Source organism: Marinisporobacter balticus (genome assembly GCF_004345705.1).
Classification (GTDB): Bacteria; Bacillota; Clostridia; order Peptostreptococcales; family Thermotaleaceae; genus Marinisporobacter; species Marinisporobacter balticus.
Map to the genome: position 1 here is coordinate 1 of NZ_SLWV01000036.1, position 21,851 is coordinate 21,851.

The following is a 21,851-nucleotide window of genomic DNA, read 5'->3' on the forward strand; positions in this document are numbered from 1 at the left end:
TAATGAAAGAATTATTTCAGTAAAAGAATCTTATCGAATTATATAATCTGAGAAAATTATGCTGTATTGAAGAAGGATAATTTGAGAATCTACAAACAGGATTTTATAGCATGCCTCAAGAAGGAGACAGTGTCGGGTTATATATTAAAGGGATAGATGAAAGAGAAGCTTATGTAAAAAGAGTCAATAGACTGGATGGAGAAGAAAATCCAAAAGTACAAGATCCAGAAGTGAAATATTATGGCACAATCCATGGAAAAGAAATGAAGCTAGGTCCAAAAGAGCTAAGCTTTAGCACAGTGGAGAATGTATTGTACATAAAAATGATGGATGAAACAGGGATTGAAGTAATGAGTGACAATGACATTCACATAAAAACAGAAAAGAATTTTTATGCAGAATGTGAAACCATGGAAATAGAATCAAAGGATAAAATCATATTAGCGACAAAATCATCAAGCTTAATCGTAGATGAAGTGGTGCATATAAACGGATAGAAAGTATTGTATGTAAACATATGAAAACTATTACATGTAAATATATAGAAACTATTACATATACACGCATATAAAATATTACATGGCTACAACAAGGGGGGGACAATACATGGAGGGTAAAAAAACATATGCAGAAGAAATCATAAAAAAGATCAAAGAATCAAAGTCAGAAGACAGTAAAAATATTTACAACATAGAAAATGACATACAAGACGGATTTGTCATAGTAAAATACAAAAAGCTAGAAGTTGAAGAAAGAGAACTTTTAGATGGAGATATATTGATGTTTATGCCAACGGAATTTGAAATCATGGATGAAGAACTGGCAGAGATCAAATACCCAGGAGAAGACAAACCAGATTACATCTATACAAATGAAGATACAACTGTAAATCTGACATTTAGCATAGAAGAAGGAGAAATCAATAATGAAGAAATAGAAGAAGTAAGAGATATACTAGCAAAACAAATGCAAAAACTATATCCCGCTTCAAAAATAGAAGATAGCGAAACCCTACAACTAGATGAAAAGAGCATTAGTTATTTTTCTTTTGATGTACCATTGCTAGATGGAGATCTATATAATTTTATGTTCTTCATGGAAATAAAAGGAGAACTACTGATGGGAACGTTCAACAGTAGCGTATACCAGAAAAAGGAATGGAAGCCCATACTCAAACAAATGCTTATGACCATAAAGGAAAACAAAGAAGCACCAGAAGAAGAAAGCAATGAAAACAGGTGAAGATATGACAGAGAAAGCATTAGAAAAATTCCATGAAAATGATGTAAAACCAGCACTTGATGAAGCGTTGGTCCATTTAGAAGAAGATTTTCAACAAAATAAGGATGCATTAAAGAAGTTGTTCTTAAATTCGTTTAAAGAAATATGTACAAATATAAAAGAAGTATCTACAAACAGAGAAGAAGTAGAAAAAACTACCCATTCAAAAACAGGATTTATCATCTATACCCTACTACGAACAAGGATTTTACAGCATAAATATGTATACAAAGTGATCGTATATGATAAAGACTGGTATTTGAATGAGGGTTTAAGCGTAGGAGAGTTGGATGTTAGCTTCTTTTATAAGCATTTTGAGGGACTATGGCAAAAACTAATGAAAGCTTCTAAAAAATATGTGCTAAAAATCAGTGAAATAGATGTAGAACACATTATGTTAGATCATCTAGATGATTTTCACAAATATGTAGTAGAGCTGATGAGATATAGTTTAATAGATGCGGTAGAAACAGAAGAATATTTCGCCATAGAAAAAGAAGAAATACTAGAAATTCAATCAGGAGAATACTATGAGCCTTGCGACATCATACATATGGAGCACAAAGAAAAAAACTACAAAAAGATAAGAAAATGGTTAGAAGAAAAAGAAAGACAAAGCTATTGTTTTCAAGACTTTAGGGGAATAGACTTAAAAAATCTAGAATATAAAAATTCAGATCTACGCTATACAGACTTTAGAGATAGTCAATTAGATGGATTAGACCTTACTACAAGTTTACTTATCGGAACAAAATTTAAAAACAGCAGCATGATCGGTACAAATCTAATGGTATCTATGATTCATGGTGCAAACTTTGAAAAAGCGGATTTAACAGGAGCAAAACTACAATACTGTGTAGCGTTTACAGGGAAAAACGAAGCAAATGCGTGGAAAAAGACAGGGTTTACAGGGGTAAGCTTTAAAGACAGCATCCTTAAAAAAGCCAACTTTACAGGTGCTACCATAATAGCAGCCAATTTTTTAGGCGCTGATTTAACGGATGCAATATTTGATGAAGCAAAACTCTATAGAAGCAAATTTACTAAAGATCAATTAGAAAAGGTTAAGTTAACAAAGGAACAGCTTGAACAAATAGAAATAATCTAATAAAATAAAGGGGGAGGGAAGGGTGCTTAAGGGAATACGAAAGAGGATAAAAGGATTAGTACCAAAGGTACTTAATGCAGGAAAAAAAGCAGTAAAAAAAGTAAAAACAGTAGCAAAACGAGCAGTGAAAAAAGTGAAAAGAGCCATAAGTGCAGTACCAAAGGTATGCAATGCCATAAAAAATAAAGGAAAAAAAGTTCTAAAAAAGGTAGCATCAGCAGTCCCTAGAGCTATATCTGCTGTAAAGAAAAAAGTAAAGAAGGCTGTTAATAAAGGAAAGAAAGTAGTTAAACAGATAAAAAAAGCAGTAGATAAAAAAATAAAATCTATAAATAAAAAAATAAATGAAGTAACAACAGATATAAAAAATAAAAATGAAAGAATACTAGATAAAGTTAAAGCAGAATGGGAGAAAGCATCTTGCAAAATAATAAGGGGAACAACTATCACAGGAGCTTATTCGGCAGTTCACAGAGAGAACCGTTCATTTGTAATGTTAGACTTTTTACTCCAAGCAAGAAAAACAATAATAGAAAAATATCCTATATTGAATGGGTATACCAATTTAGGGAATAAAGCTATAAATGGGGTAAAAAATGTTACAACAGATATAGGCAATACAATAGATAACATGAAAAACGCCATGGATTCTGCTAAAAATAATAGTGTTAGTGGTGTTAGTATTAAGCCAGAGGTACCAACGGAAGAGTTTGGAAAATTAGTAGCTGACGTTAAGCTAGTAAATATAGTTGCAAAGGCAGATAATGATGAATATATTAATGATCCCTACAATTGGGAAAATGAGTTTCAAAATAATATAAAACAAAGAATAGATGAAGAAATTTCAAGGTGTATGGCGGATACATATAGAAATGAAGAAATTGATAAAATAATACTTGAAGAAGCAACAAAGTTACAAAATAAATATAGTACAGTTTACAATGCTAGTGATAATGGACTTTATAATGCAAGAATAGCAATTATAGGGTCAATGACAGGAGAGCAAAATGTACATCAAGTTTTAAGACCATTGTATGAAACATATGACTTGAAAAATGATAGAGATTCATTATTAAAAATTGGATTAAAAGGTTTTTTTGGAGGATTGGATTATGGAACAGAATATATACAAAGTGAAGCAATAGCTGAAGGAATAGGAAAAGCTATTAATATTGCTAAAAATTCTAAATATATAACTAATAATCGTGGCGTTATTGGTAAGGGGACGGGTGAAGCTGCATACAAATACAATATGATAGAAAATCCTGGACCGTTAGCTGAAATTCCAGGGAATCCAGCTTCTAATTTTGCAGGTGGTAAGTATAATACAATAGTTCTTGAGGAAGATATGATTCTGTATAGGGCTGGAAAATCTGGAGGTGGAAAGAATTCTTTAGGTCAATGGTTTACAGAAGCTCCTGCTGAATCAGCAATTAAAGTAAGAATTGAAACAGCTGTTAAGCCTCAATGGATAGACCCAAAAACTGGCGTTTTAACGGGGTCTTCACCACTTCAATCTAAATATGCTGTTAAGATTCCAGCTGGAACTACAATATACAAAGGTCCAGTTGGTTACCAGGGAGGTATCTACCAAGGCGGGCAAGATGTGATGCAGACATTTGTTGAGAAACCATGGTTAATTAAGGGAGTTGAGACATTATCAGAAACACCTCTGCCATAAAAGGAGTTGGTAACGAAATGAAGAAGAATAGTGCTATAGAGTTACTAGAAGTATTGGATGATTTATATAAACTCTTAAAGTCTGAGGATACGAGTGAAATTACGTATGTTATGAAAGAATTAAAACACGTAATTACAATACTAGACAAGGCTATTTCATTAAAAGACAATAATCTGGATAACGTTTTAATTGAAATTAGAGAAATGTGCAAAAGTTTTTTTCCACCACATGGAGGTTTATCAGATTATTTTATTTGGAGAGATGATTTCTCAGAGCGAAAAAGAGTCAATGAAATTTATGAGAGTTATAAAAATAGAATGTGGTTTTTACTTGAACTATAATTAATAAAATTAAAAATATGATACTTAACTTCCGTAGTAAAAAATAAAAACGAAAGAATACTAGATAAAGTTAAAGCAGAATGGGAGAAAGCCTCTTCAAAAATAATAAGGGGAACAACTATCACAGGAGCTTTTACAGCATTACATAGTGACAACAGTCCATTTGTAATGCTAGATTTTTTACTGCAAGCAAGAAAAGCAGTAATAGAAGAATATCCAATATTAAATTTTCCTTCAAATGTTCTTAAAAATGTAGTCAGTGGAGTAAGAAATGGGATAGTAGATGGCGGTCAAGGGGTGGGTTCATTAATATATGAATTGGACATACCAGGAGTATCTGATTTTGTAGGAGAATTTACAAAAGTAAGAGAAGAAGGAGCAGAAATTAATAGATTCTCTGTAGTAGGCTCTTTTGCTAATGGAGTTTTAGTAAAAGGTGTAGGACAAACAGTAGAAGGAGTAGCCAATTTAGTAGCAGATCCATTGGCCGCAGTAGAAGGAATCAACAAAATATTTGCATATCCAGAAGAAACCCTCCCAGCCATATGCAGTGGGGTAAGCGAATTTGTAGATAAAAAAATAATCCATGGAACCCCTGAAGATAGAGCAGAAGCAGCAGGACAAGCAGTGTTTGAAGTAGCTGCATGGTTTGTTGGAGCAGGTGAAGCGAAGGCAGGATTAACAGCAGCAAAAGCAGCAGATAAAGCAGGAGATGCAGCAAAGGTAATAAAAACAGTCGAAAATTTAGAAGATGTAGCAAAGACAGCGAAAACAATTCAAATAGCAGGAAAATCAGCAGATTTATCGCAGACAGCAAAGATACTTGGAAAAAGTTTGGCTAAGGGACTTGATGAAAAGGCATTAAAATTATGTAAAAATGTAGGCAATACAGTAGATAACATGAGAACTGCCATGAATCATGTCACAGACAATATAATGAAAAATCCAAAGTTAAAACCAGCATTAGCAGATGGAAATATAAACTTAATAGATAATGCATCAGATACAGCTAAGAGAATTAAAACTATTGAAAAAACTGAAGTACAGAAAAATTTCAATAAGGTTATGGAAGAATATAAAAATGGTAGTGGTGTTAATATTAAGAAAAAAGTAGATGCAGAAGATGTTGGGAAATTAGCAGATGATAGTAAGGCGTTAGATTCTATTGAGGGGACGGGTAAAACTACTGCGGGAGTAAGTAAGGCTAAATCCTTTATGGACGATATGAGTCCAGCTGAGGCTGCCAGATATAAAGATTATTGGCATAATGTATATTCTGAAAACTATGGTAATGTTGTGAACTCTAATAAACCATGGACATGGAGAGATATGCCAGGAGGAGATAAGCTAACAGCAGCTGATAAAGTAACGATTAAAAGCAGAGCGGTTGAACGTGGTGTAATTCCCCATGTAAAAATGAAACAAGGCACAAGGTATGCGGATTTTGAAGGTGCTGGAGTTGTTCAAAGAGTAGAATCATTACCAGAGCATTTATGGAAGGCAAGCGATAGCCGACAATTTAATTATCTTGATGAATTAATTGGTGGACGTCCACAAGGAACTACATGGAATCACTCTGAAATTTCTGGTAGGATGGAATTAGTTCCGTTTGGAATACACAATGTGACTAATCATATGGGCGGAAGAAGTCCAGGACATTGGGCTCATGCAAAACGATAAAAAGGAGGATGGATTAAGTGAAGATAAAGAATGATAGTACTCTACCAATTCCAAGTGAGGAACGAATTGAATCTTTTGAAGATTACTGTGGAATTAAATTACCCACAGAGTTTAAAGATTTTTTGAGGAAATCTAATGGTGCAATTCCAGTAACTAATGTATTCTCCTATAATGATAGAGAATACGTAGTTGAAAGATTTCTATGCTTATTGGATGAACCACAGTCAGATGATGTAAACGGATGGTATGATATTGAGGTAGTTTTATCTCAAATTGATACACGTTTAACAGACGATGAGGATTTGGTAGGAGCAAATATTATCCCGTTTGCAGCATTATTTGCTGGAGATTTTGTATGCATGGACTTTAGAAATGATAATACTCCTTCTGTGCTTGTGTGGTTCCATGAAGAATCAGAAGATTTTAATCCTGTCACAGTTGAGGTAGCTGAAAGTATAAATGAGTTTTTTGATATGCTCAAAGGGTAATTTGAGCGTACAATAGTTCGTCAAGTTCATATAAAAGACGAAAATTAATAAGGTCTTAATGGAGATATATTCTCTGTTGAGACCTTTATTTGGTTCTGGTGCAAAAATAAAAATAGTGATATAATTATGTAAATTATGTAAAAAAATAGAAATTGGAGATCAGATAATGTCACAGAATTTATTTAAGTGGAAGCATTTTGAATCAGAAATTATTCTTTTATGCGTGAGATGGTATCTAAAATATTCATTGAGTTATAGGGTTTTGGTGCAAAAATAAAAATAGTGATATAATTATGTAAAAAATTAGGGATGGGGAAGGAATTATGTCACAGAATTTATTTAAGTGGAAGCATTTTGAATCAGAAATTATTCTTTTATGTGTGAGATGGTATTTAAAATATACATTGAGTTATAGAAATTTACAAGAAATAATGAGTGAAAGAGGTGTATCCATAGCACATACAACAATAATGAGATGGGTGGACGAGTATGCACCTATTATGGATAAGAAAATAAGAAAACATTTAAAACCAACAAATGATTCATGGAGAGTGGATGAGACTTATATTAAGGTAAAGGGAAAATGGAAATATTTATATAGAGCAGTTGATTCAAAAGGAAGTACTATTGATTTTTATCTTAGTGAAAAAAGAGATAAACAAGCAGCAAAGAAATTTTTTAAAAAAGCGCTAGGTTCAAGTCATAATCAACAGCCAAGGGTAATAACTGTAGATAAAAATCAAGCTTATGAGGTGGCAATACCAGAACTGATTTATGAAGGCACATTAGGTTGTAGAACAAGGTTTAGGCAGATTAAATATTTAAATAACATTGTAGAGCAAGACCACAGATTCATAAAACGAAAAGTAAAACAGATGCTGGGATTTAAAAATTTGAAAACAGCAGAAAAAACTATTTGTGGAATTGAAGCAATGAATATGATAAGGAAAGGGCAGGTTGAAGAAATTCAATGTGCTCTTTCTGAAATTGAATTTCTAAATAAAATTATGGGGGCTGCTGCATAAGATTATATTGATTGTAAGGAGTGTTTTTGATATTTATATTTTTTTGCAACAGAGCCAAGAAATTCAATGTGCCCTTTCTGAGATTGAATTTCTAAATAAGATTATGGGGGCTGTTGCATAAGATTATATTGATGGTAAGGGATGTTTTTTGATATTTATATTTTTTGTAACAGAGCAGGAAAGGGCAGATTGAAGAAATTCAATGTGCCCTTAGTTTTTCATATCATCTATTTCTTTTTTGATTTTTAATATTTTGGGTCTACTTAATCCGACAATATCAACAATATCTTCAACATTAAAACCCTTTATTAACATATTTCTTGCGACTGTTAAAGATTTATTATTTTCACCTTGTATTATTCCTTGTTCTATTCCTTTCGATATGCCTTGTTTAATCCCCTTTTTTTCAATATTATCTAAAGTTTTTTCCAAATTGTAAACCATAAAATCCACCTCCTCTTGATTGGATTTGTCTAGGATTTTTTCTATTTCACTTTGAAGTTTTTCATCTAATCTAGGTTTTATTATTTTCTTTAGCCACTGCTTAAATACACTGAATTGTTCGGGGCTTATTTTTTTCAAAATAGAGATGCTTCTTCGTAGTCTTCTTATGAGTTTCTTTTCATCCATTTCTTGATCTAATAAAAAGACAGCTGAGACTAAATTTGCTATAGTATACAACTCTTCTTCCTCATATCTATTGATATCAAATAAAGTATAGTTAAAATCTAATATGTTTTCTTCAAACAATTCATATCCATTTAATATTTCTTTAAAGCTTTTAGCAGCTGTCCAGTTATTTTTCCCATTATACAATACGATAGGGATAATGGCTGGAAGCTTAAAACTTTTTCTTCTTCTTGTTTTCTTTGATGTGTTTTTTAGTAATTCTCTCCAAATTTCTACCATGTAAAAAAGTAATCTTATAGGCATTTGAAAATCTACTTTTGACTGAAATTCTAGTAAAATATAAAAAATGATTTCTTTTCCATCGATATTGATTCTATATACAATGTCTGATTCTTCTTCTTCAAAATCTGGTAGTACATAGGATTTATCAACTAAAATCAAGTCTTCTTCTTTTATTAAATTGACCCAATCTTTTTTAACAAAGCTTCTTAATAGTTCTAAAAATGTTTGTTTATGAGAAAATATATGCTTATATCCTACATCATGAGGGTGATGTATTTCTTCTTTTGGCATTGATTCACTTCCTTAAATGTTTCTTTTCTATATTATATCATATGCAATATCTCAATATTGAAAAAATAGGAGGTTTTAGTGAGAAATTTAAAAAAGGATAGAAAACTATTGTATTGAAATGAGCAATGGCAAAAAAGATTTTAAAATTCGTGATGAATTAGCCCTATTAAATATTTGCATCGTACCATGTATGAATGGTGGAATCATCAAAATACAACAATCAGATCAAAGTGAATAAAGAATATGAAAGAGGGGTCTAAATCTCTGCTATAAGCTACTTACAACTAAGAACGGTTCTGGTAGAAAAATAAAAATAGAGATATAATCATGTAAAAAATTAGGGAATGGAGATCGGATTATATCACAGAATTTATTTAAGTGGAAGCATTTTGAATCAGAAATTATTGTTTTATGCGTGAGATGGTATCTAAAATATTCATTGAGTGATAGAAATTTACAAGAAATAATGAGTGAAAGAGGTTTATCAATAGCACACACAACGATAATGAGATGGGTACATGAGCATGCACCTATTATTGATAAGAAAATAAGAAAATATTTAAAACCGACGAATGATTCATGGAGAGTTGATGAGACTTATATCAAGGTAAAGGGAGAATGGAAATATCTATATCGAGCAGTTGATTCAGAGGGAAATACGATTGATTTTTATTTTAGTGAAAAAAGAGATAAACAAGCAGCAAAGAGATTCTTTGAAAAAGCGCTAGGTTCGAGTCATAATCAACAGCCAAGGATAATAACTGTAGATAAAAATCAAACTTATGAGGTAGCAATACCAGAACTGATTTATGGGGGCACATTAGGTTGTAGAACAAGCTTTAGGCAGATTAAATATTTAAATAACATTCTAGAACAGGATCATAGATTTATCAAACGAAAAGTAAAACAGATGCGAGGATTTAAAAATTTAAAAACAGCAGAAAAAACTATTTGTGGAATTGAAGCAATGAATATGATAAGGAAAGGGCAGGTTGAAGAAATTCAATGTGCTCTTTCTGAGATTGAATTTCTAAATAAGATTATGGGGGCTGTTGCATAAGATTATATTGATAGTAAGGAATGTTTTTGATACTTATATTTTTTTGCAACAGAACCATTAATATCATATTTCCGTTTTTTAAAAATGTCAATAAAATCTTTGGATTTAAGTAAATTATATGTATTTCTGAATTTTTCGAGAAAAAATGAAATCTTTTCAATTGTTTATAGTTTTGATAGAATGATACTTATAAAAACGAATAAAAAAATAAAGGAATGAAACAAGAATGAAAAAATTAATCATATGCTTATTGTGCATCAGTATTTTTTTCATAGACATTTATTTCGAAAAGAATTTTCCAAAGATTCGTTTTGTAAGTATAAAATCTAATAAACGTCCAGTAGGAAAAAATCTAAAAATATTACAGATTTCAGATGTTCATAATAAAAAATTTCCAAGGGAAAATAGAAGTCTTTTAAAGAAAATCGAAAAAATAAAACCTGATGTGATTGTGATTACAGGGGATTTGATTGATGGGAAGACTAAAAATTTTGAAAATACATATTCTTTTGTGGAGCAGTTAGTAAAATTCAATGCCAATACCTATTTTGTTTCTGGAAATCATGAGTGGAGAAATAAAAATATGAAAAGTTTTATGAATGGGATCGAGGAGCGAAATTTGATTGTATTAAACAATGCAAATACCACTTTTTCAAAAGAAAAAAATTCGATCAATATCTGTGGCATTGATGATCCCTATAGTAATCATGAAGAGGCCTACAAGGCATTTGAAAAAATTGATAAAGGAAATTTTACAGTTTTACTATCTCATTCACCAGATATTATTATGAAGGGAAAAAATTTACCTGTTGATTTGATTTTATGTGGACATACCCATGGAGGACAAGTCAGACTGCCCCTTATTGGAGCAATTGTAGTCCCAGGACAAGGTTTATTTCCTAAATACGATAAAGGAATGTTTAAAGTTTGGAAAGATACCATTTTGTATATTGACAGTGGATTAGGAACGAGTGTATGGCCCCTTCGATTTTTCAATCGGAGTCAAATGAGTTTAATTACGATCGAAGGACAGATATAAAATGAAAAAATTTTTAAATTCCTTATTGTTTAGATAGGGAGTTTTTGTTTTGAAAGAACAGAATTTGAATATAATGGTTATAAAATAGGCGAGATTGGGGGAGCTTAAAATGATTAAAAAAATGATCAAAATCATATTGTTATTCGGTGCTTTGGGTGTTTTTTCATTTATTTTGTTCTTAGCATATATGACAATAACAGATTATCGGCCAAAGGAAAAGGAAGCCATCCCACTTATGATTGAAAATAATAAAGATGATTGGATAAAAAGAAATACACCTTTTTCTATATTAACTTTTAATATTGGTTATTGTGGTCTTGACAAAGGGCAGGACTTTTTTAAAAGTGGGGGAAAAATGTCTCGCTCTAAAAGTAAAGAACAAACAGAGACCAATCTTAAAAAAATTATCCAGTTTCTAAATAAAGAAAAAACATCTTTTATATGTTTACAAGAAGTAGATATTGATGCTTCAAGAAGCTTTCATATCAATCAATTAAAAGCTTTGAAGAACGCATTATCCATGTATAGTTCTACTTTTGCACTAAATTATAAAGTATCGTGGGTACCGGTTCCAATAGCTGATCCTATGGGATCTGTCTACTCAGGAATTGTATCTATGTCAAAGTATAAAATAAGTGAAAGTAATAGATATCAGTACCCAGGAAAAGAAAAATGGCCCATACAAGTTTTTATGCTAGATAGATGTTTTTTAGAAAGTAGAATACCTGTAGAAAATGGAAAGGAATTAGTGCTTGTTAACTCACATCTTTCAGCTTATGATAAAGGGGGAGAAATAAGAAAAAAACAGCTTGCGTACTTAAAAGAATATATTACAAAGGAATACAATAGAGGAAATTATGTGATCGTAGGTGGAGACTTTAACCATGTATTACCAGGAACCGACCCAAAACTTTTTAAAACGACTGAAAAATGGCCTGAATGGCTTTTTCATTTACCCAATGATTTTACACCAGATGGTTTTATGTGGGTAGCAGATAAATACGTACCAACGGTAAGAGAAAATGGAGCACCCTATAAAAGTGGTGAAAATTTTACAGTGGTAATAGACGGATTTTTAGTTTCTCCAAATATTTTAATTAAAAAAGTTTATGGGCATGAATTAAACTTTGAAAATAGTGATCACAATCCTGTAACAGGAATATTTGAATTAAAATAAAACAAGCTGAATATGAAATTTATGATTATTCTCCCAAAATGTGAGAAGATACGATTTCTATTTTAAAAGGTAATTGGTATAATAGAACAAATGAGGTGGTTCATATGAAACAAAATTTTAACCTTCAAACGAGGATTACGATCCTAATTACTATGTTGATTCTCTTATCCATAAGCATAAGTATCATTTTTATGGGAAATTGGTCATTAGATAATATTCAAAATAAAGTAGAAGCAAATATAAAAAATGTATCAAAAATATTGGCAAATTCACCAAATATACAAAAATATTTAAAAGAAAAGAACGCAGTGAAGGTTCAAAGACATGCAAAAGAGATACTAAATCGTTTAGATGGTGTAGATATTATAACGATTGCTGACATGGATGGAATAAGATATGCCCATCCAAATCCTAAGAGAATTGGACAACGGTTTGTAGGTGGAGATGAGATCAAGGTTATCAACGAAGGGGTACCTTATTTATCAGAAGCTGAGGGAACATTGGGGGTTTCTATTAGAGCTTTTGAACCTATATTTTATGAGGATGAGCAAATAGGTTTTGTTATGGTAGGTGTATTATATGAAGACATACAACAATTTAGGATGCATGCATTATTAACGATGTGTGGGTTTACATTATTTGGAATTACTTTAGGTGTTTTAGGTGCACTAATGATTGCAAGAAAGATAAGAGATAGTCTTTTAGGTTTAGAGCCACATGAAATTGTCTATTTATATAGAGAAAATAGGGCGATGCTCGATTCTATAACAGAAGGAATTATTGCGATTGATGGAGAGGGGAAAATAACCCTTGTAAATGATTATGCTATAAAGATATTAAATATAAAAAATCCAAGTGTAGTAGGATCCTATGTACTAGATGTATTCCCTACAAGCAAACTATTAGAAGTTTTAAAAAGAGGAGAAGAGGAATTTAATAAAGAACAGATGATTAATAATACAGTGATCTTAACAAATAGGGTGCCTATAAAAGATGGAAATGAAATTATTGGCGCCATGGCTTCTTTTAACGATCGAACAAAGATCAAACGTTTAGCAGAAGAAATTACAGGTGTTCATCAAATTATTCATGCACTTAGGGCAAATACCCATGAATTTATGAATAAGTTACATGTTATATTAGGACTCATTGAATTAAATGAGATGGATGAGGTGAAAAGATATATTAAAAGTGTGGCAAAAGAACAAGAAGAAATAAGATTTTGTTTAATGAAAAAGATAAAAAATGCAACGATTTCAGCAATCATATTAGGGAAACTAAATAGAGCGAAAGAACTTAAAATAAATATGAAGTTAGATGAAAATTCGTATTTAGAAAAATATTATCAAAATATTCAAAATGAAGATTTAGTAACGATAATCGGAAACTTATTAGATAATGGGATGGATGCAATTGTAAAAAAGGGAGAAGAGGGAGAAATATCCCTAAGAATAGAAGATATGGGTGAAGGGATTGAAATAGAAGTAATCGATAATGGTATAGGAATAGAACCTGAAAACACGGAGAAAATTTTCAAAAGAGGATTTACAACAAAAGAGAAAGAGGGAGGAATCGGATTATTTTTAGTTAAAAAAAGTATAAAGCAGTTAAATGGAGAAGTTTTTGTAGATTCAAAAGAGAACGAAGGAACGAGTATTTTAGTTAGGATACCTAAGGAGGCATGCGAATGATTCGGGTACTTGTAGTAGAGGATGACCCTATGCTTTTAGAATTAAATAGAAGATTTGTAGACAAAATAGATGGATTTAGTGTTGAAGATGTTGCCAGTAATGGTGAAGAAGCAATCAAATCTTTAAAAAATAAAAAAATTGACTTAGTTATATTAGACATCTATATGCCAAAGATGGATGGCATGGAGGTGTTTAGAAAGGTACGCAAACAAAATAAAGTTATTGATTTTATATTAGTTACAGCTGCAAATGATACAGATAAAATAGAAGAAGCATTGAAATTAGGTGCAGTAGATTATTTAGTAAAACCATTTGAATTTGAAAGACTCAATCAGTCATTGCTTCATTATAAAGCTAGAAAAAAGCTATTGATCAAAAAGCCTTTTGTGAGCCAAGAAGAAATAGATCAACTTTTTATGGGGGAATACAAGGAAAAAGAAGAGAAAGAATTACAAAAAGGGTTGCATAAATTTACACTAAATAGAGTGAAGGGATTTTTAAATGAAAATAAAGAAGCACTACTATCTAGTGAAAATATATCAGAAAAATTAGCGATGTCTAAAGTCACGATTCGAAGATATTTAGATTATTTGGAATCTATAGGAGATATTCAAAAAAAAATAGAATATGGCACGAGAGGAAGGCCATCTTATCGATATAAATATATAGATAAAAATAAAAAATCATAAATAAAAAAAATAAAACGCTTATTGACAAAATTTTGTTAATAAGCGTTTTATATGTCTTGAAGCTTTTTATCCTTTGATAAAAAAATATCAATATATTTTTTATTTAGAAAAATATTAGAATAAGTTCTAAATATTTAAAAAATAATAAAAACTTTTATAATTAAATGTGAAGAAAGAAAACGTGTTACAGGGTATAAACGCAAAAACGATATGAGAAAGGAATGAAAAAAATGGATTACTCAAAAAAAGCATTAGAAGTACATGAAGCACATAAAGGAAAAATCAGTGTTGTATCAAAGATAGGTGTAACCAATAAAGATGAGTTAAGTATTGCCTATACACCAGGGGTAGCGGAACCATGCAGAAAAATTGCAGAAAATAAAGAAGATGTATATAAGTATACTTCAAAGGGAAACTTGGTTGCAGTTGTAAGTGATGGAACAGCAGTACTTGGACTTGGAGATATAGGTCCTGAAGCTGCATTACCAGTAATGGAAGGAAAGGCAGTATTATTTAAAGCATTTGCGGGAGTAGATGCATTTCCTATATGTGTAGATACAAAAAATGTAGATGAAATTGTTGATCTTGTGAAAAAATTGGCGCCAACTTTTGGAGGAATTAATTTAGAAGATATTTCTGCACCAAGATGTATAGAAATAGAAAAAAGATTAAAAGAAGAATTAGATATACCAGTATTCCATGATGATCAACATGGAACAGCAATTGTTGTTGTTGCAGGTTTAATCAATGCTTTAAAATTAGTAAATAAAAAATGGGAAGATATTAGAATTGCTGTAAATGGGCCAGGGGCAGCAGGTTCTGCAATTGTTAAAATGTTATTAAATATGAATGCAAAAGAAATTTTGGTATGTGATAGACACGGCATTCTTGAGGAAGGAGGAAGTAATCCAGTAAAAGAAGAGCTTGTAAAAATCACCAATCCAAACAATGAAAAAGGGACATTAGTAGATGCACTAAAGGGTGCAGATGTATTTATTGGTGTTTCGTCACCAAATGTAGTCACAAAAGAAATGGTAGCTTCAATGAATAAGGATGCAATTGTATTTGCAATGGCAAATCCAATTCCAGAAATTATGCCAGCATTGGCAATCGAAGCAGGTGCAAGAGTTGTAGGGTCAGGAAGATCTGACTTTGCAAATCAAATCAATAATGTTTTAGCATTCCCAGGAATATTTAAGGGTGCATTAGCAGTAAGAGCTACAGATATTAACGAAGCAATGAAAGTTGCAGCGGCCAATGCAATTGCAGAAATTATCGATGAAAGTGAATTAAATGAAGAATATATTATTCCAAAGCCTTTTGATGAGAGAATTGTTGAAACTGTTGCAAATGCAGTAGCTAAAGCTGCGAAAGATACAGGTATTGCAAAGTTATAAAAAATAAGGAGGAGTATGGATGAAAGCATGTACGAAATTAAACGAAAATAAAGGATTTCAAATTATGGGAATTTCTTTACCAGTATTTTCAGTTCTTACAGTTGTTATTTTGGTAGCAACATTCATGGGCGCTTTGCCAAAGGGAATGATTGGCGCATTTCCACTTATGATGATTGTAGGTGCCATATTGAATGAAGTAGGAAATCGTCTTCCTATTGTAAAAGATTATCTAGGTGGAGGCGCAATTATTGTAATATTTGGTTCAGCAGCACTTGTTACTTATGGGGGGCTTCCTGAAACTTCAAAAGAAATTATGACAAACTTTATGAAGGGTGAAGGTTTTTTAAGTTTCTATATTGCAGCGCTTATAACAGGTAGTATTTTAGGGATGAATAGAAAATTATTAATTAGTGCTTCTGTCAGATATCTACCTGTAATACTAGGTGGTGTTGTAGCTGCAATAGGACTTACTGGACTTGTTGGCATGATTATGGGATATGGAGCAAAAGAAGCCATTTTCTATGTTGCTATTCCAATCATGGGTGGAGGTATGGGAGCAGGAGCCGTGCCGCTATCTCAAATATTTGGGCAAACATTAAATGTAGATCCAGCACAGATGATGTCAAAAATGGTTCCAGCGTTAGCTTTAGGAAATGCTATGGCTATTGTTGTAGCTGGATTATTAGACAAAGTAGGAAAGAAAAATAGTAGTTTATCAGGAAATGGGAAGCTCATGAAGTCACAAGAAGAAGTAAAAGAAGAAAAACAAGTTGAAATAAAGCTAGATTATGCACTCATGGGAATAGGCATATTAATTTCCACTACGTTCTTTGTATGGGGAAACATACTCGCAAAATTTATTCCAATTCACTCCTACGCATTAATGATTATCAGTGTTGCTGTTGTAAAGGTACTAGGTATTATTCCAGAGAAGTATGAAAAAGGTGCATTTCAGTGGTTTAGATTCGTTATGACAAACTTTACACCGGCATTACTTGTAGGAATCGGTGTAGCTTATACAGATTTAAATGCAGTCATTAATTCTTTATCAGTTATTTATATTGTATTAGTATTTATGACTGTACTAGGTGCAACAATTGGTTCAGGGTTCGTTGGACGTTTACTAGGATTCTATCCAATTGAGGCGGCAATAACAGGTGGTCTCTGTATGGCAAATATGGGTGGAACAGGAGATGTTGCAGTTTTATCCGCAGCAAAGAGAATGGAACTTATGCCATTTGCACAGATATCCTCTCGTATTGGTGGCGCTTTTATGTTAATTTTAGCTACAAGTTTGTTGTCCTTTTTCTTATAAGTCATAGAAAATCCCATGATCTTTCGACCGTGGGATTTTTTTTACATTCTTTCATTTAAAGGAATATAATTTTTATGAACATGAACACTTTTATAAGCGGGTCGCATAATTTTTTGATCACTGACAATTTGTTCAATTCTATGAGCACACCACCCTGCGATTCTAGCTGTAGCAAAAAGTGGAGTATAGAGTTCTGGTGGAATATTTAACATTTCATAGACGAATCCAGAATAAAGATCTACATTTGCTGCGATGTGTACATCTTTTCCTTTCATTTCTTTGAATAATTCAATGGTTAATTCTTCAATATTTTTATACAAGTTAAATTCATCAACTGTATCTTTTTCAATGGCTAATTCGTGAGCTTTTTCTTTTAATAAAAGAGCTCTTGGATCTGATTTTGTATAAACTGCATGGCCCATTCCATAAATAAGACCCTCTTTGTTAAAGACTTCTTTGCGCAGAATCTTTAATAAATAATCTTTTAGTTTCCCACGGTCATGAATATTTGATACATTCTCCTTGATATTTAAAATCATTTCACGAACCCTTATATTTGCACCACCATGCTTGTGTCCTTTTAAGGAACCAACCGCAGTTGAAATAGCAGAGTAAGTGTCTGTACCAGAGGATGAAACAACATGGGTTGCAAAGGCAGAGTTGTTTCCACCTCCATGTTCTGCATGAAGAATTAAAGATAAATCTAGTGTTTCTGCTTCAGTTTTTGTATATTGATTATCTGATCTTGTCATGTATAAAATGTTTTCTGCTGTGCCTATTCCTCTTTGAGGGGGGTGAATAAATAAGCTCTTGTTGTCAAAGTTATGGGCTTTTGCTTGATAACCATAGGATATAATGGTTGGAAATCTTGCAATAAGCTGTATACTTTGTCTTAATATATTCTTTATGCCAAGATCATCTGGTGTTTCATCATGAGAATAGAGAACGAGAATACTTCTTTGAAGCTTATTCATAATATCTTTGCTTGGAATTTTGAGGATCATATTTTCAGTATAACCAGCTGGAAGCTGTCTTGATTCATCAAGCAAATCATTAAAGTTTTCTAAATCATTTCTGGTAGGAAGTGCGCCAAATAGTAAAAGATATGTGGTTTCTTCAAATCCATGTCTCTTTTCTCTTTGAAAACCAGAAACCAATTCTTTTATTTCTATTCCTCTATAAAACAATTGTCCTTCTGCTGGAACTTTTTTATTTTCTTCTAATTTATATCCTTCAACGGAACCAATTTCAGTAAGTCCAACTAAAACGCCTGTACCATTGCTATTTCGTAAGCCTCTCTTTACATTGTATTTGTCATAGTATTCGGGTTGGATGAAGTTGTTTTTTTTAGCTAAATCTGACAAAAGTTCAAGGATGGAAGGTTGCATATCCTGGTCTAATTTGCTTACCTCTTTGATGAATGCATATACTTCTGGGTTTGTAAGATTATTTTTTTTAGCTAAAATTGCTAGATTGCCAAGGATTGTATAATCAACTCGCTTATTCAAGTTATTCACCTTCCTAATTATAAATTTTTTAGGGTTTGAATTTTTCCAATGATTGCATTTGTTATATCTGCTGTATGTGCGATGCCTCCTAGATCTTTTGTAAGAAATTTTCCTTCACCAATAACTTCTATAACAGCATCTATGATTAAATTTGATTTTTCTTTTTCGCCTAAATAATTTAACATCATGGCAGCAGATAAAATAATAGCGGTCGGGTTGGCAACATTTTTTCCAGCAATATCTGGAGCACTTCCATGTACGGCTTCAAAGATGGCCATATTCTCTCCAATATTTGCGCCAGGGACAAGCCCCAGTCCTCCAACAAGTCCAGCGCATAAATCAGATAATATATCTCCATAAAGGTTTGTAGTTACGATAACTTCAAATTGTGATGGATTCATCACGAGTTGCATGCACATATTGTCTACGATGACTTCATCTAAGAGAATTTCTGGATAATTTTTAGAAACTTCTCTTGCACAATCTAAGAACAATCCATCTGTAAGCTTCATAATATTTGCCTTATGAACGACAGTGACCTTTTTCTTATTATTTTTCCTTGCATAAGCAAAGGCTTCGTTTATAATATTTAAGGATGCTGCGCTTGTAACAATCTTAGTTGCTTCAGCAACATTTTCTGAATGTTTTTTTTCAATACCACTATATAAACCTTCTGTGTTTTCTCTGAAAATAATAAGATCTATATTTTTAAAGGGAGAATCTGTCCCAGGTATTGTTTTTACAGGCCGAATATTTGAAAATAAATTATATTTTTTTCGTAGCATTACATTTATACTTCTAAAACCACTTCCGATTGGGGTTGTGATAGGACCTTTTAAAGCAATTTTGTTTTTTTCAATACTTTCGTAAACTTCATCTGGAACAAGTACACCTGTTTTTTTATAAACATCTGCGCCAGCGTTTACAATATCCCAATTCACGTTTAAACCCGTAGCTTCAACGATCTTTTTAGCAGCAGAAACTACTTCAGGTCCGATACCATCACCAGGAATTAATGTTATATTATACATTTTCGCCACCTCTTTCTAAATATCTGAATTTTTAGCCCAATTTAGATAGCCACCAAGTTTTAATATTTCAATATCTCTAAGAGAACCTTCAAATATTAATTGGGTAGTAATATCTTTTGTTTTGTTGATTAATATGATTTCTAAACCATGATCAAGCGCATTGTGTAGATCATTAATTTCAAGTGCATCAAATGCGTCAAAATTTTTGTAATCATCTTTATGCTTAAATACGAATGGCAAGATTCCTGAATTAATTAAATTTGTTTTATGAATTCTTGCAAAGGATTTTGCAATGACTGCTTTTACCCCAAGGTAGAGAGGTACTAATGCTGCATGTTCTCTGCTTGATCCTTGGCCATAATTTTCTCCACCTATAACGAAACCACCATTATTTTCCGTAGCGCGTATATGAAAATCATCTAAAAGGGTACCAAAACAATATTTAGATAATTCAGGGATATTTGATCTAAATGGAAGTAGTTTTGCATTCGAAGGCATGATGTCATCTGTTGTGATATTATCGCCTGTCTTTAACAAAAGTTTTCCGTCAAGTGTAGGTGTTAGTGCTTTGTTTATAGGGAATGGTTTAATATTTGGCCCCATAACTACTTTCAAATTGTTTCTATCTTTCAAAGGATAGATAAAATAGTTTTCAGAAACATGGAATTTCTCGGGAATTTCAACTTTTGGCATATCTCCGCATGTGGATGGATCTGTTAAGTATCCTGTGATCGATGATACAGCTGCTGTTTCAGGACTTACTAAATAAACATCTGCATTTTTTGTGCCACATCTTCCTTTGAAGTTTCTGTTAAAAGTTCTTAGAGAAATAGCATTTGACTTAGGCGCTTGCCCCATACCAATACATGGACCACAAGCAGCTTCAAGTATTCTTGCACCTGAAGCAATTAAATCACCAAGTGCACCGTTGTCTGCCATCATCTTTAAGATATTACTTGAGCCTGGTGAGATGACCAAACTCACATCTTTATGAACTTTTTTTCCTTTTAATATTTTTGCTACCTTCATTAAATCTGTGTAAGAAGAATTTGTACAGCTACCAATTGCAACTTGATCTATTTTTGCGTTGTTAAGTGATGCTACTTGAGCAACATTGTCTGGACTATGGGGTATAGCAGTCATTGGTTGAATTTCATCTAAGTTAATTTTAATTTTTTTATCATAAACTGCATCAACATCTGCTGATAAAGTTATAAAATCTTTTTCTCTACATTGTCTTGTTAGAAAATCTTTTGTGATTTCATCACTCGGGAAAATAGATGTAGTTGCACCAAGCTCAGCTCCCATATTTGTAATGGTCGCTCTATCTGTAAGAGATAATTCTTTTACACCATTGCCAGAATATTCTACAATATATCCTACACCGCCTTTAACCGTTAATTCTTTTAAAATATATAAAATAATGTCTTTTGCAGAAACCCAAGGATTTAACTTTCCTATAAGTTCAATATTTAATACCTTTGGTGCTTTCAAATAATAAGATCCCTTTGCCATGCCAACAGCTACATCTAATCCTCCGCAGCCAATACTAAGCATACCGAGACCACCACATGTAGGGGTGTGACTGTCAGAACCAATGAGGATATCTCCAGGTTTTCCGAATCTTTCTAAATGTAATTGGTGGCAAATGCCATTTCCAGGTTTTGAATAAATGATTCCGTATTTTGCAGCAGCTGATTTAATAAATTCGTGATCGTCTGCATTTTCAAATCCAGCTTGTAGCGTGTTATGGTCAATATATGCTACGGATAAATCTGTTTTTATATCCTTGATACACATAGCTTCTAATTGAAGATAAACCATTGTACCTGTTGAATCTTGTGTTAGGGTTTGATTGACTTTTACAGAAATTTCATTTCCTGTTTTGAGGGTTCCAGTCAGTAAATTTTTTTCGAGAATTTTATATGTTAAAGTTTTTTTCATAAAAGAGCTCCTTTCAAATTTTTAAGGAATAGATATAAATAATATTATTCGCCGTATTTATGTATACAATTATACAATGAATAAAAATACATTGTCAATGGAAATATTTATTTTCTTGAAATGACAGAAGAGATCAAGATAAGTAGAAATAAAAATATCTAAAACAAGGAGGTAATTGTAGAAAAAAGGAGAA

19 protein-coding genes are annotated in these 21,851 nt (G+C 32.1%); 15 read left to right on the forward strand and 4 right to left on the reverse strand.

What is annotated here, in order from left to right; genetic code table 11:
- Window positions 1-110: 110 nt before the first annotated feature.
- The 8 genes from EV214_RS16735 to EV214_RS16775 all read left to right on the forward strand — a co-directional run bounded on the left by EV214_RS16735 (window position 111) and on the right by EV214_RS16775 (window position 7,604).
- Window positions 111-497, forward strand: a complete 387-nt coding sequence (locus tag EV214_RS16735; protein ID WP_132247838.1) for a hypothetical protein — start codon at window positions 111-113, stop codon at window positions 495-497.
- 109 nt (window positions 498-606) lie between these two features.
- A complete protein-coding gene (locus EV214_RS16740; RefSeq protein ID WP_132247840.1) occupies window positions 607-1,242 on the forward strand; it encodes a hypothetical protein in 636 nt (211 codons plus the stop codon).
- Window positions 1,229-2,389 carry a pentapeptide repeat-containing protein gene (locus EV214_RS16745; protein ID WP_132247842.1) on the forward strand — a complete coding sequence of 387 codons (1,161 nt, stop codon included), beginning with the start codon at window positions 1,229-1,231 and terminating at the stop codon, window positions 2,387-2,389. Before EV214_RS16740 ends, EV214_RS16745 begins: the two co-directional genes overlap by 14 nt.
- A gap of 22 nt (window positions 2,390-2,411) precedes the next feature.
- The gene (locus EV214_RS16750) at window positions 2,412-4,070 is read left to right on the forward strand and encodes a hypothetical protein (protein ID WP_165916436.1); all 1,659 of its coding nucleotides are present in this window, start codon (window positions 2,412-2,414) and stop codon (window positions 4,068-4,070) included.
- A 17-nt stretch (window positions 4,071-4,087) separates the two neighbouring features.
- Window positions 4,088-4,411, forward strand: coding sequence for a hypothetical protein (locus tag EV214_RS16755; RefSeq protein WP_132247846.1), 324 nt, complete (start codon window positions 4,088-4,090; stop codon window positions 4,409-4,411).
- 168 nt (window positions 4,412-4,579) lie between these two features.
- Window positions 4,580-6,091: an HNH endonuclease signature motif containing protein gene (locus EV214_RS16760; RefSeq protein ID WP_132247848.1), complete on the forward strand. Its 1,512-nt coding sequence runs from the start codon at window positions 4,580-4,582 to the stop codon at window positions 6,089-6,091.
- A 17-nt stretch (window positions 6,092-6,108) separates the two neighbouring features.
- Entirely contained in the window at window positions 6,109-6,579 is a 471-nt protein-coding gene (locus EV214_RS16765; protein WP_132247850.1) for an SMI1/KNR4 family protein, read from the forward strand.
- A 323-nt stretch (window positions 6,580-6,902) separates the two neighbouring features.
- Window positions 6,903-7,604 (forward strand): IS6 family transposase, encoded by a 702-nt coding sequence (locus EV214_RS16775; protein WP_456298947.1) that lies wholly within the window; start codon window positions 6,903-6,905, stop codon window positions 7,602-7,604.
- Between the two features lie 210 nt (window positions 7,605-7,814).
- Here EV214_RS16775 and EV214_RS16780 read toward each other — a convergent pair whose 3' ends face one another.
- Entirely contained in the window at window positions 7,815-8,807 is a 993-nt protein-coding gene (locus tag EV214_RS16780) for an Rpn family recombination-promoting nuclease/putative transposase (protein WP_132247854.1), read from the reverse strand.
- A gap of 355 nt (window positions 8,808-9,162) precedes the next feature.
- Between EV214_RS16780 and EV214_RS16785 the strand changes: the two genes are divergently transcribed.
- The 7 genes from EV214_RS16785 (at window position 9,163) to EV214_RS16815 (ending at window position 17,175) form a co-directional block, all read left to right on the forward strand.
- Window positions 9,163-9,867, forward strand: coding sequence for an IS6 family transposase (locus EV214_RS16785; RefSeq protein WP_132247856.1), 705 nt, complete (start codon window positions 9,163-9,165; stop codon window positions 9,865-9,867).
- 226 nt (window positions 9,868-10,093) lie between these two features.
- Window positions 10,094-10,906 (forward strand): metallophosphoesterase, encoded by an 813-nt coding sequence (locus EV214_RS16790; RefSeq protein ID WP_132247858.1) that lies wholly within the window; start codon window positions 10,094-10,096, stop codon window positions 10,904-10,906.
- Between the two features lie 109 nt (window positions 10,907-11,015).
- Complete coding sequence (locus EV214_RS16795) at window positions 11,016-12,083, forward strand: endonuclease/exonuclease/phosphatase family protein (protein ID WP_165916437.1); 1,068 nt, start codon at window positions 11,016-11,018, stop codon at window positions 12,081-12,083.
- 104 nt (window positions 12,084-12,187) lie between these two features.
- Window positions 12,188-13,774, forward strand: a complete 1,587-nt coding sequence (locus EV214_RS16800; protein ID WP_132247860.1) for an ATP-binding protein — start codon at window positions 12,188-12,190, stop codon at window positions 13,772-13,774.
- Complete coding sequence (locus EV214_RS16805) at window positions 13,771-14,463, forward strand: response regulator (RefSeq protein ID WP_165916438.1); 693 nt, start codon at window positions 13,771-13,773, stop codon at window positions 14,461-14,463. The genes EV214_RS16800 and EV214_RS16805 overlap by 4 nt, the downstream gene beginning before the upstream one ends.
- A gap of 230 nt (window positions 14,464-14,693) precedes the next feature.
- Entirely contained in the window at window positions 14,694-15,860 is a 1,167-nt protein-coding gene (locus EV214_RS16810; protein WP_132247864.1) for an NAD(P)-dependent malic enzyme, read from the forward strand.
- A gap of 19 nt (window positions 15,861-15,879) precedes the next feature.
- Window positions 15,880-17,175, forward strand: coding sequence for a 2-hydroxycarboxylate transporter family protein (locus tag EV214_RS16815; RefSeq protein ID WP_132247866.1), 1,296 nt, complete (start codon window positions 15,880-15,882; stop codon window positions 17,173-17,175).
- Window positions 17,176-17,216: 41 nt separating this feature from the next.
- Here the strand turns inward: EV214_RS16815 and EV214_RS16820 are convergent, their stop codons facing one another.
- From EV214_RS16820 to EV214_RS16830, 3 genes are read right to left on the reverse strand one after another with little or no spacing between them, the layout of a single operon-like run.
- Window positions 17,217-18,683, reverse strand: coding sequence for a citrate/2-methylcitrate synthase (locus EV214_RS16820; RefSeq protein ID WP_330571333.1), 1,467 nt, complete (start codon window positions 18,681-18,683; stop codon window positions 17,217-17,219).
- A gap of 17 nt (window positions 18,684-18,700) precedes the next feature.
- A complete protein-coding gene (locus EV214_RS16825; protein WP_132247868.1) occupies window positions 18,701-19,714 on the reverse strand; it encodes an isocitrate/isopropylmalate dehydrogenase family protein in 1,014 nt (337 codons plus the stop codon).
- 15 nt (window positions 19,715-19,729) lie between these two features.
- Window positions 19,730-21,658 (reverse strand): aconitate hydratase, encoded by a 1,929-nt coding sequence (locus EV214_RS16830; RefSeq protein WP_132247870.1) that lies wholly within the window; start codon window positions 21,656-21,658, stop codon window positions 19,730-19,732.
- Between the last annotated feature and the right edge of the window lie 193 nt (window positions 21,659-21,851).

Excerpts from the sequence above, each read along its gene's own strand:
- EV214_RS16735 (WP_132247838.1), top strand. The coding sequence starts at position 111 with ATGCCTCAAGAAGGAGACAGTGTCGGGTTATATATTAAAGGGATAGAT.
- EV214_RS16740 (WP_132247840.1), top strand. The coding sequence starts at position 607 with ATGGAGGGTAAAAAAACATATGCAGAAGAAATCATAAAAAAGATCAAA.
- EV214_RS16745 (WP_132247842.1), top strand. The coding sequence starts at position 1,229 with ATGAAAACAGGTGAAGATATGACAGAGAAAGCATTAGAAAAATTCCAT.
- EV214_RS16755 (WP_132247846.1), top strand. The coding sequence starts at position 4,088 with ATGAAGAAGAATAGTGCTATAGAGTTACTAGAAGTATTGGATGATTTA.
- EV214_RS16760 (WP_132247848.1), top strand. The coding sequence starts at position 4,580 with ATGCTAGATTTTTTACTGCAAGCAAGAAAAGCAGTAATAGAAGAATAT.
- EV214_RS16775 (WP_456298947.1), top strand. The coding sequence starts at position 6,903 with ATGTCACAGAATTTATTTAAGTGGAAGCATTTTGAATCAGAAATTATT.
- EV214_RS16780 (WP_132247854.1), bottom strand. The coding sequence starts at position 8,807 with ATGCCAAAAGAAGAAATACATCACCCTCATGATGTAGGATATAAGCAT.
- EV214_RS16790 (WP_132247858.1), top strand. The coding sequence starts at position 10,094 with ATGAAAAAATTAATCATATGCTTATTGTGCATCAGTATTTTTTTCATA.
- EV214_RS16795 (WP_165916437.1), top strand. The coding sequence starts at position 11,016 with ATGATTAAAAAAATGATCAAAATCATATTGTTATTCGGTGCTTTGGGT.
- EV214_RS16800 (WP_132247860.1), top strand. The coding sequence starts at position 12,188 with ATGAAACAAAATTTTAACCTTCAAACGAGGATTACGATCCTAATTACT.
- EV214_RS16805 (WP_165916438.1), top strand. The coding sequence starts at position 13,771 with ATGATTCGGGTACTTGTAGTAGAGGATGACCCTATGCTTTTAGAATTA.
- EV214_RS16810 (WP_132247864.1), top strand. The coding sequence starts at position 14,694 with ATGGATTACTCAAAAAAAGCATTAGAAGTACATGAAGCACATAAAGGA.
- EV214_RS16815 (WP_132247866.1), top strand. The coding sequence starts at position 15,880 with ATGAAAGCATGTACGAAATTAAACGAAAATAAAGGATTTCAAATTATG.
- EV214_RS16825 (WP_132247868.1), bottom strand. The coding sequence starts at position 19,714 with ATGTATAATATAACATTAATTCCTGGTGATGGTATCGGACCTGAAGTA.
- EV214_RS16830 (WP_132247870.1), bottom strand. The coding sequence starts at position 21,658 with ATGAAAAAAACTTTAACATATAAAATTCTCGAAAAAAATTTACTGACT.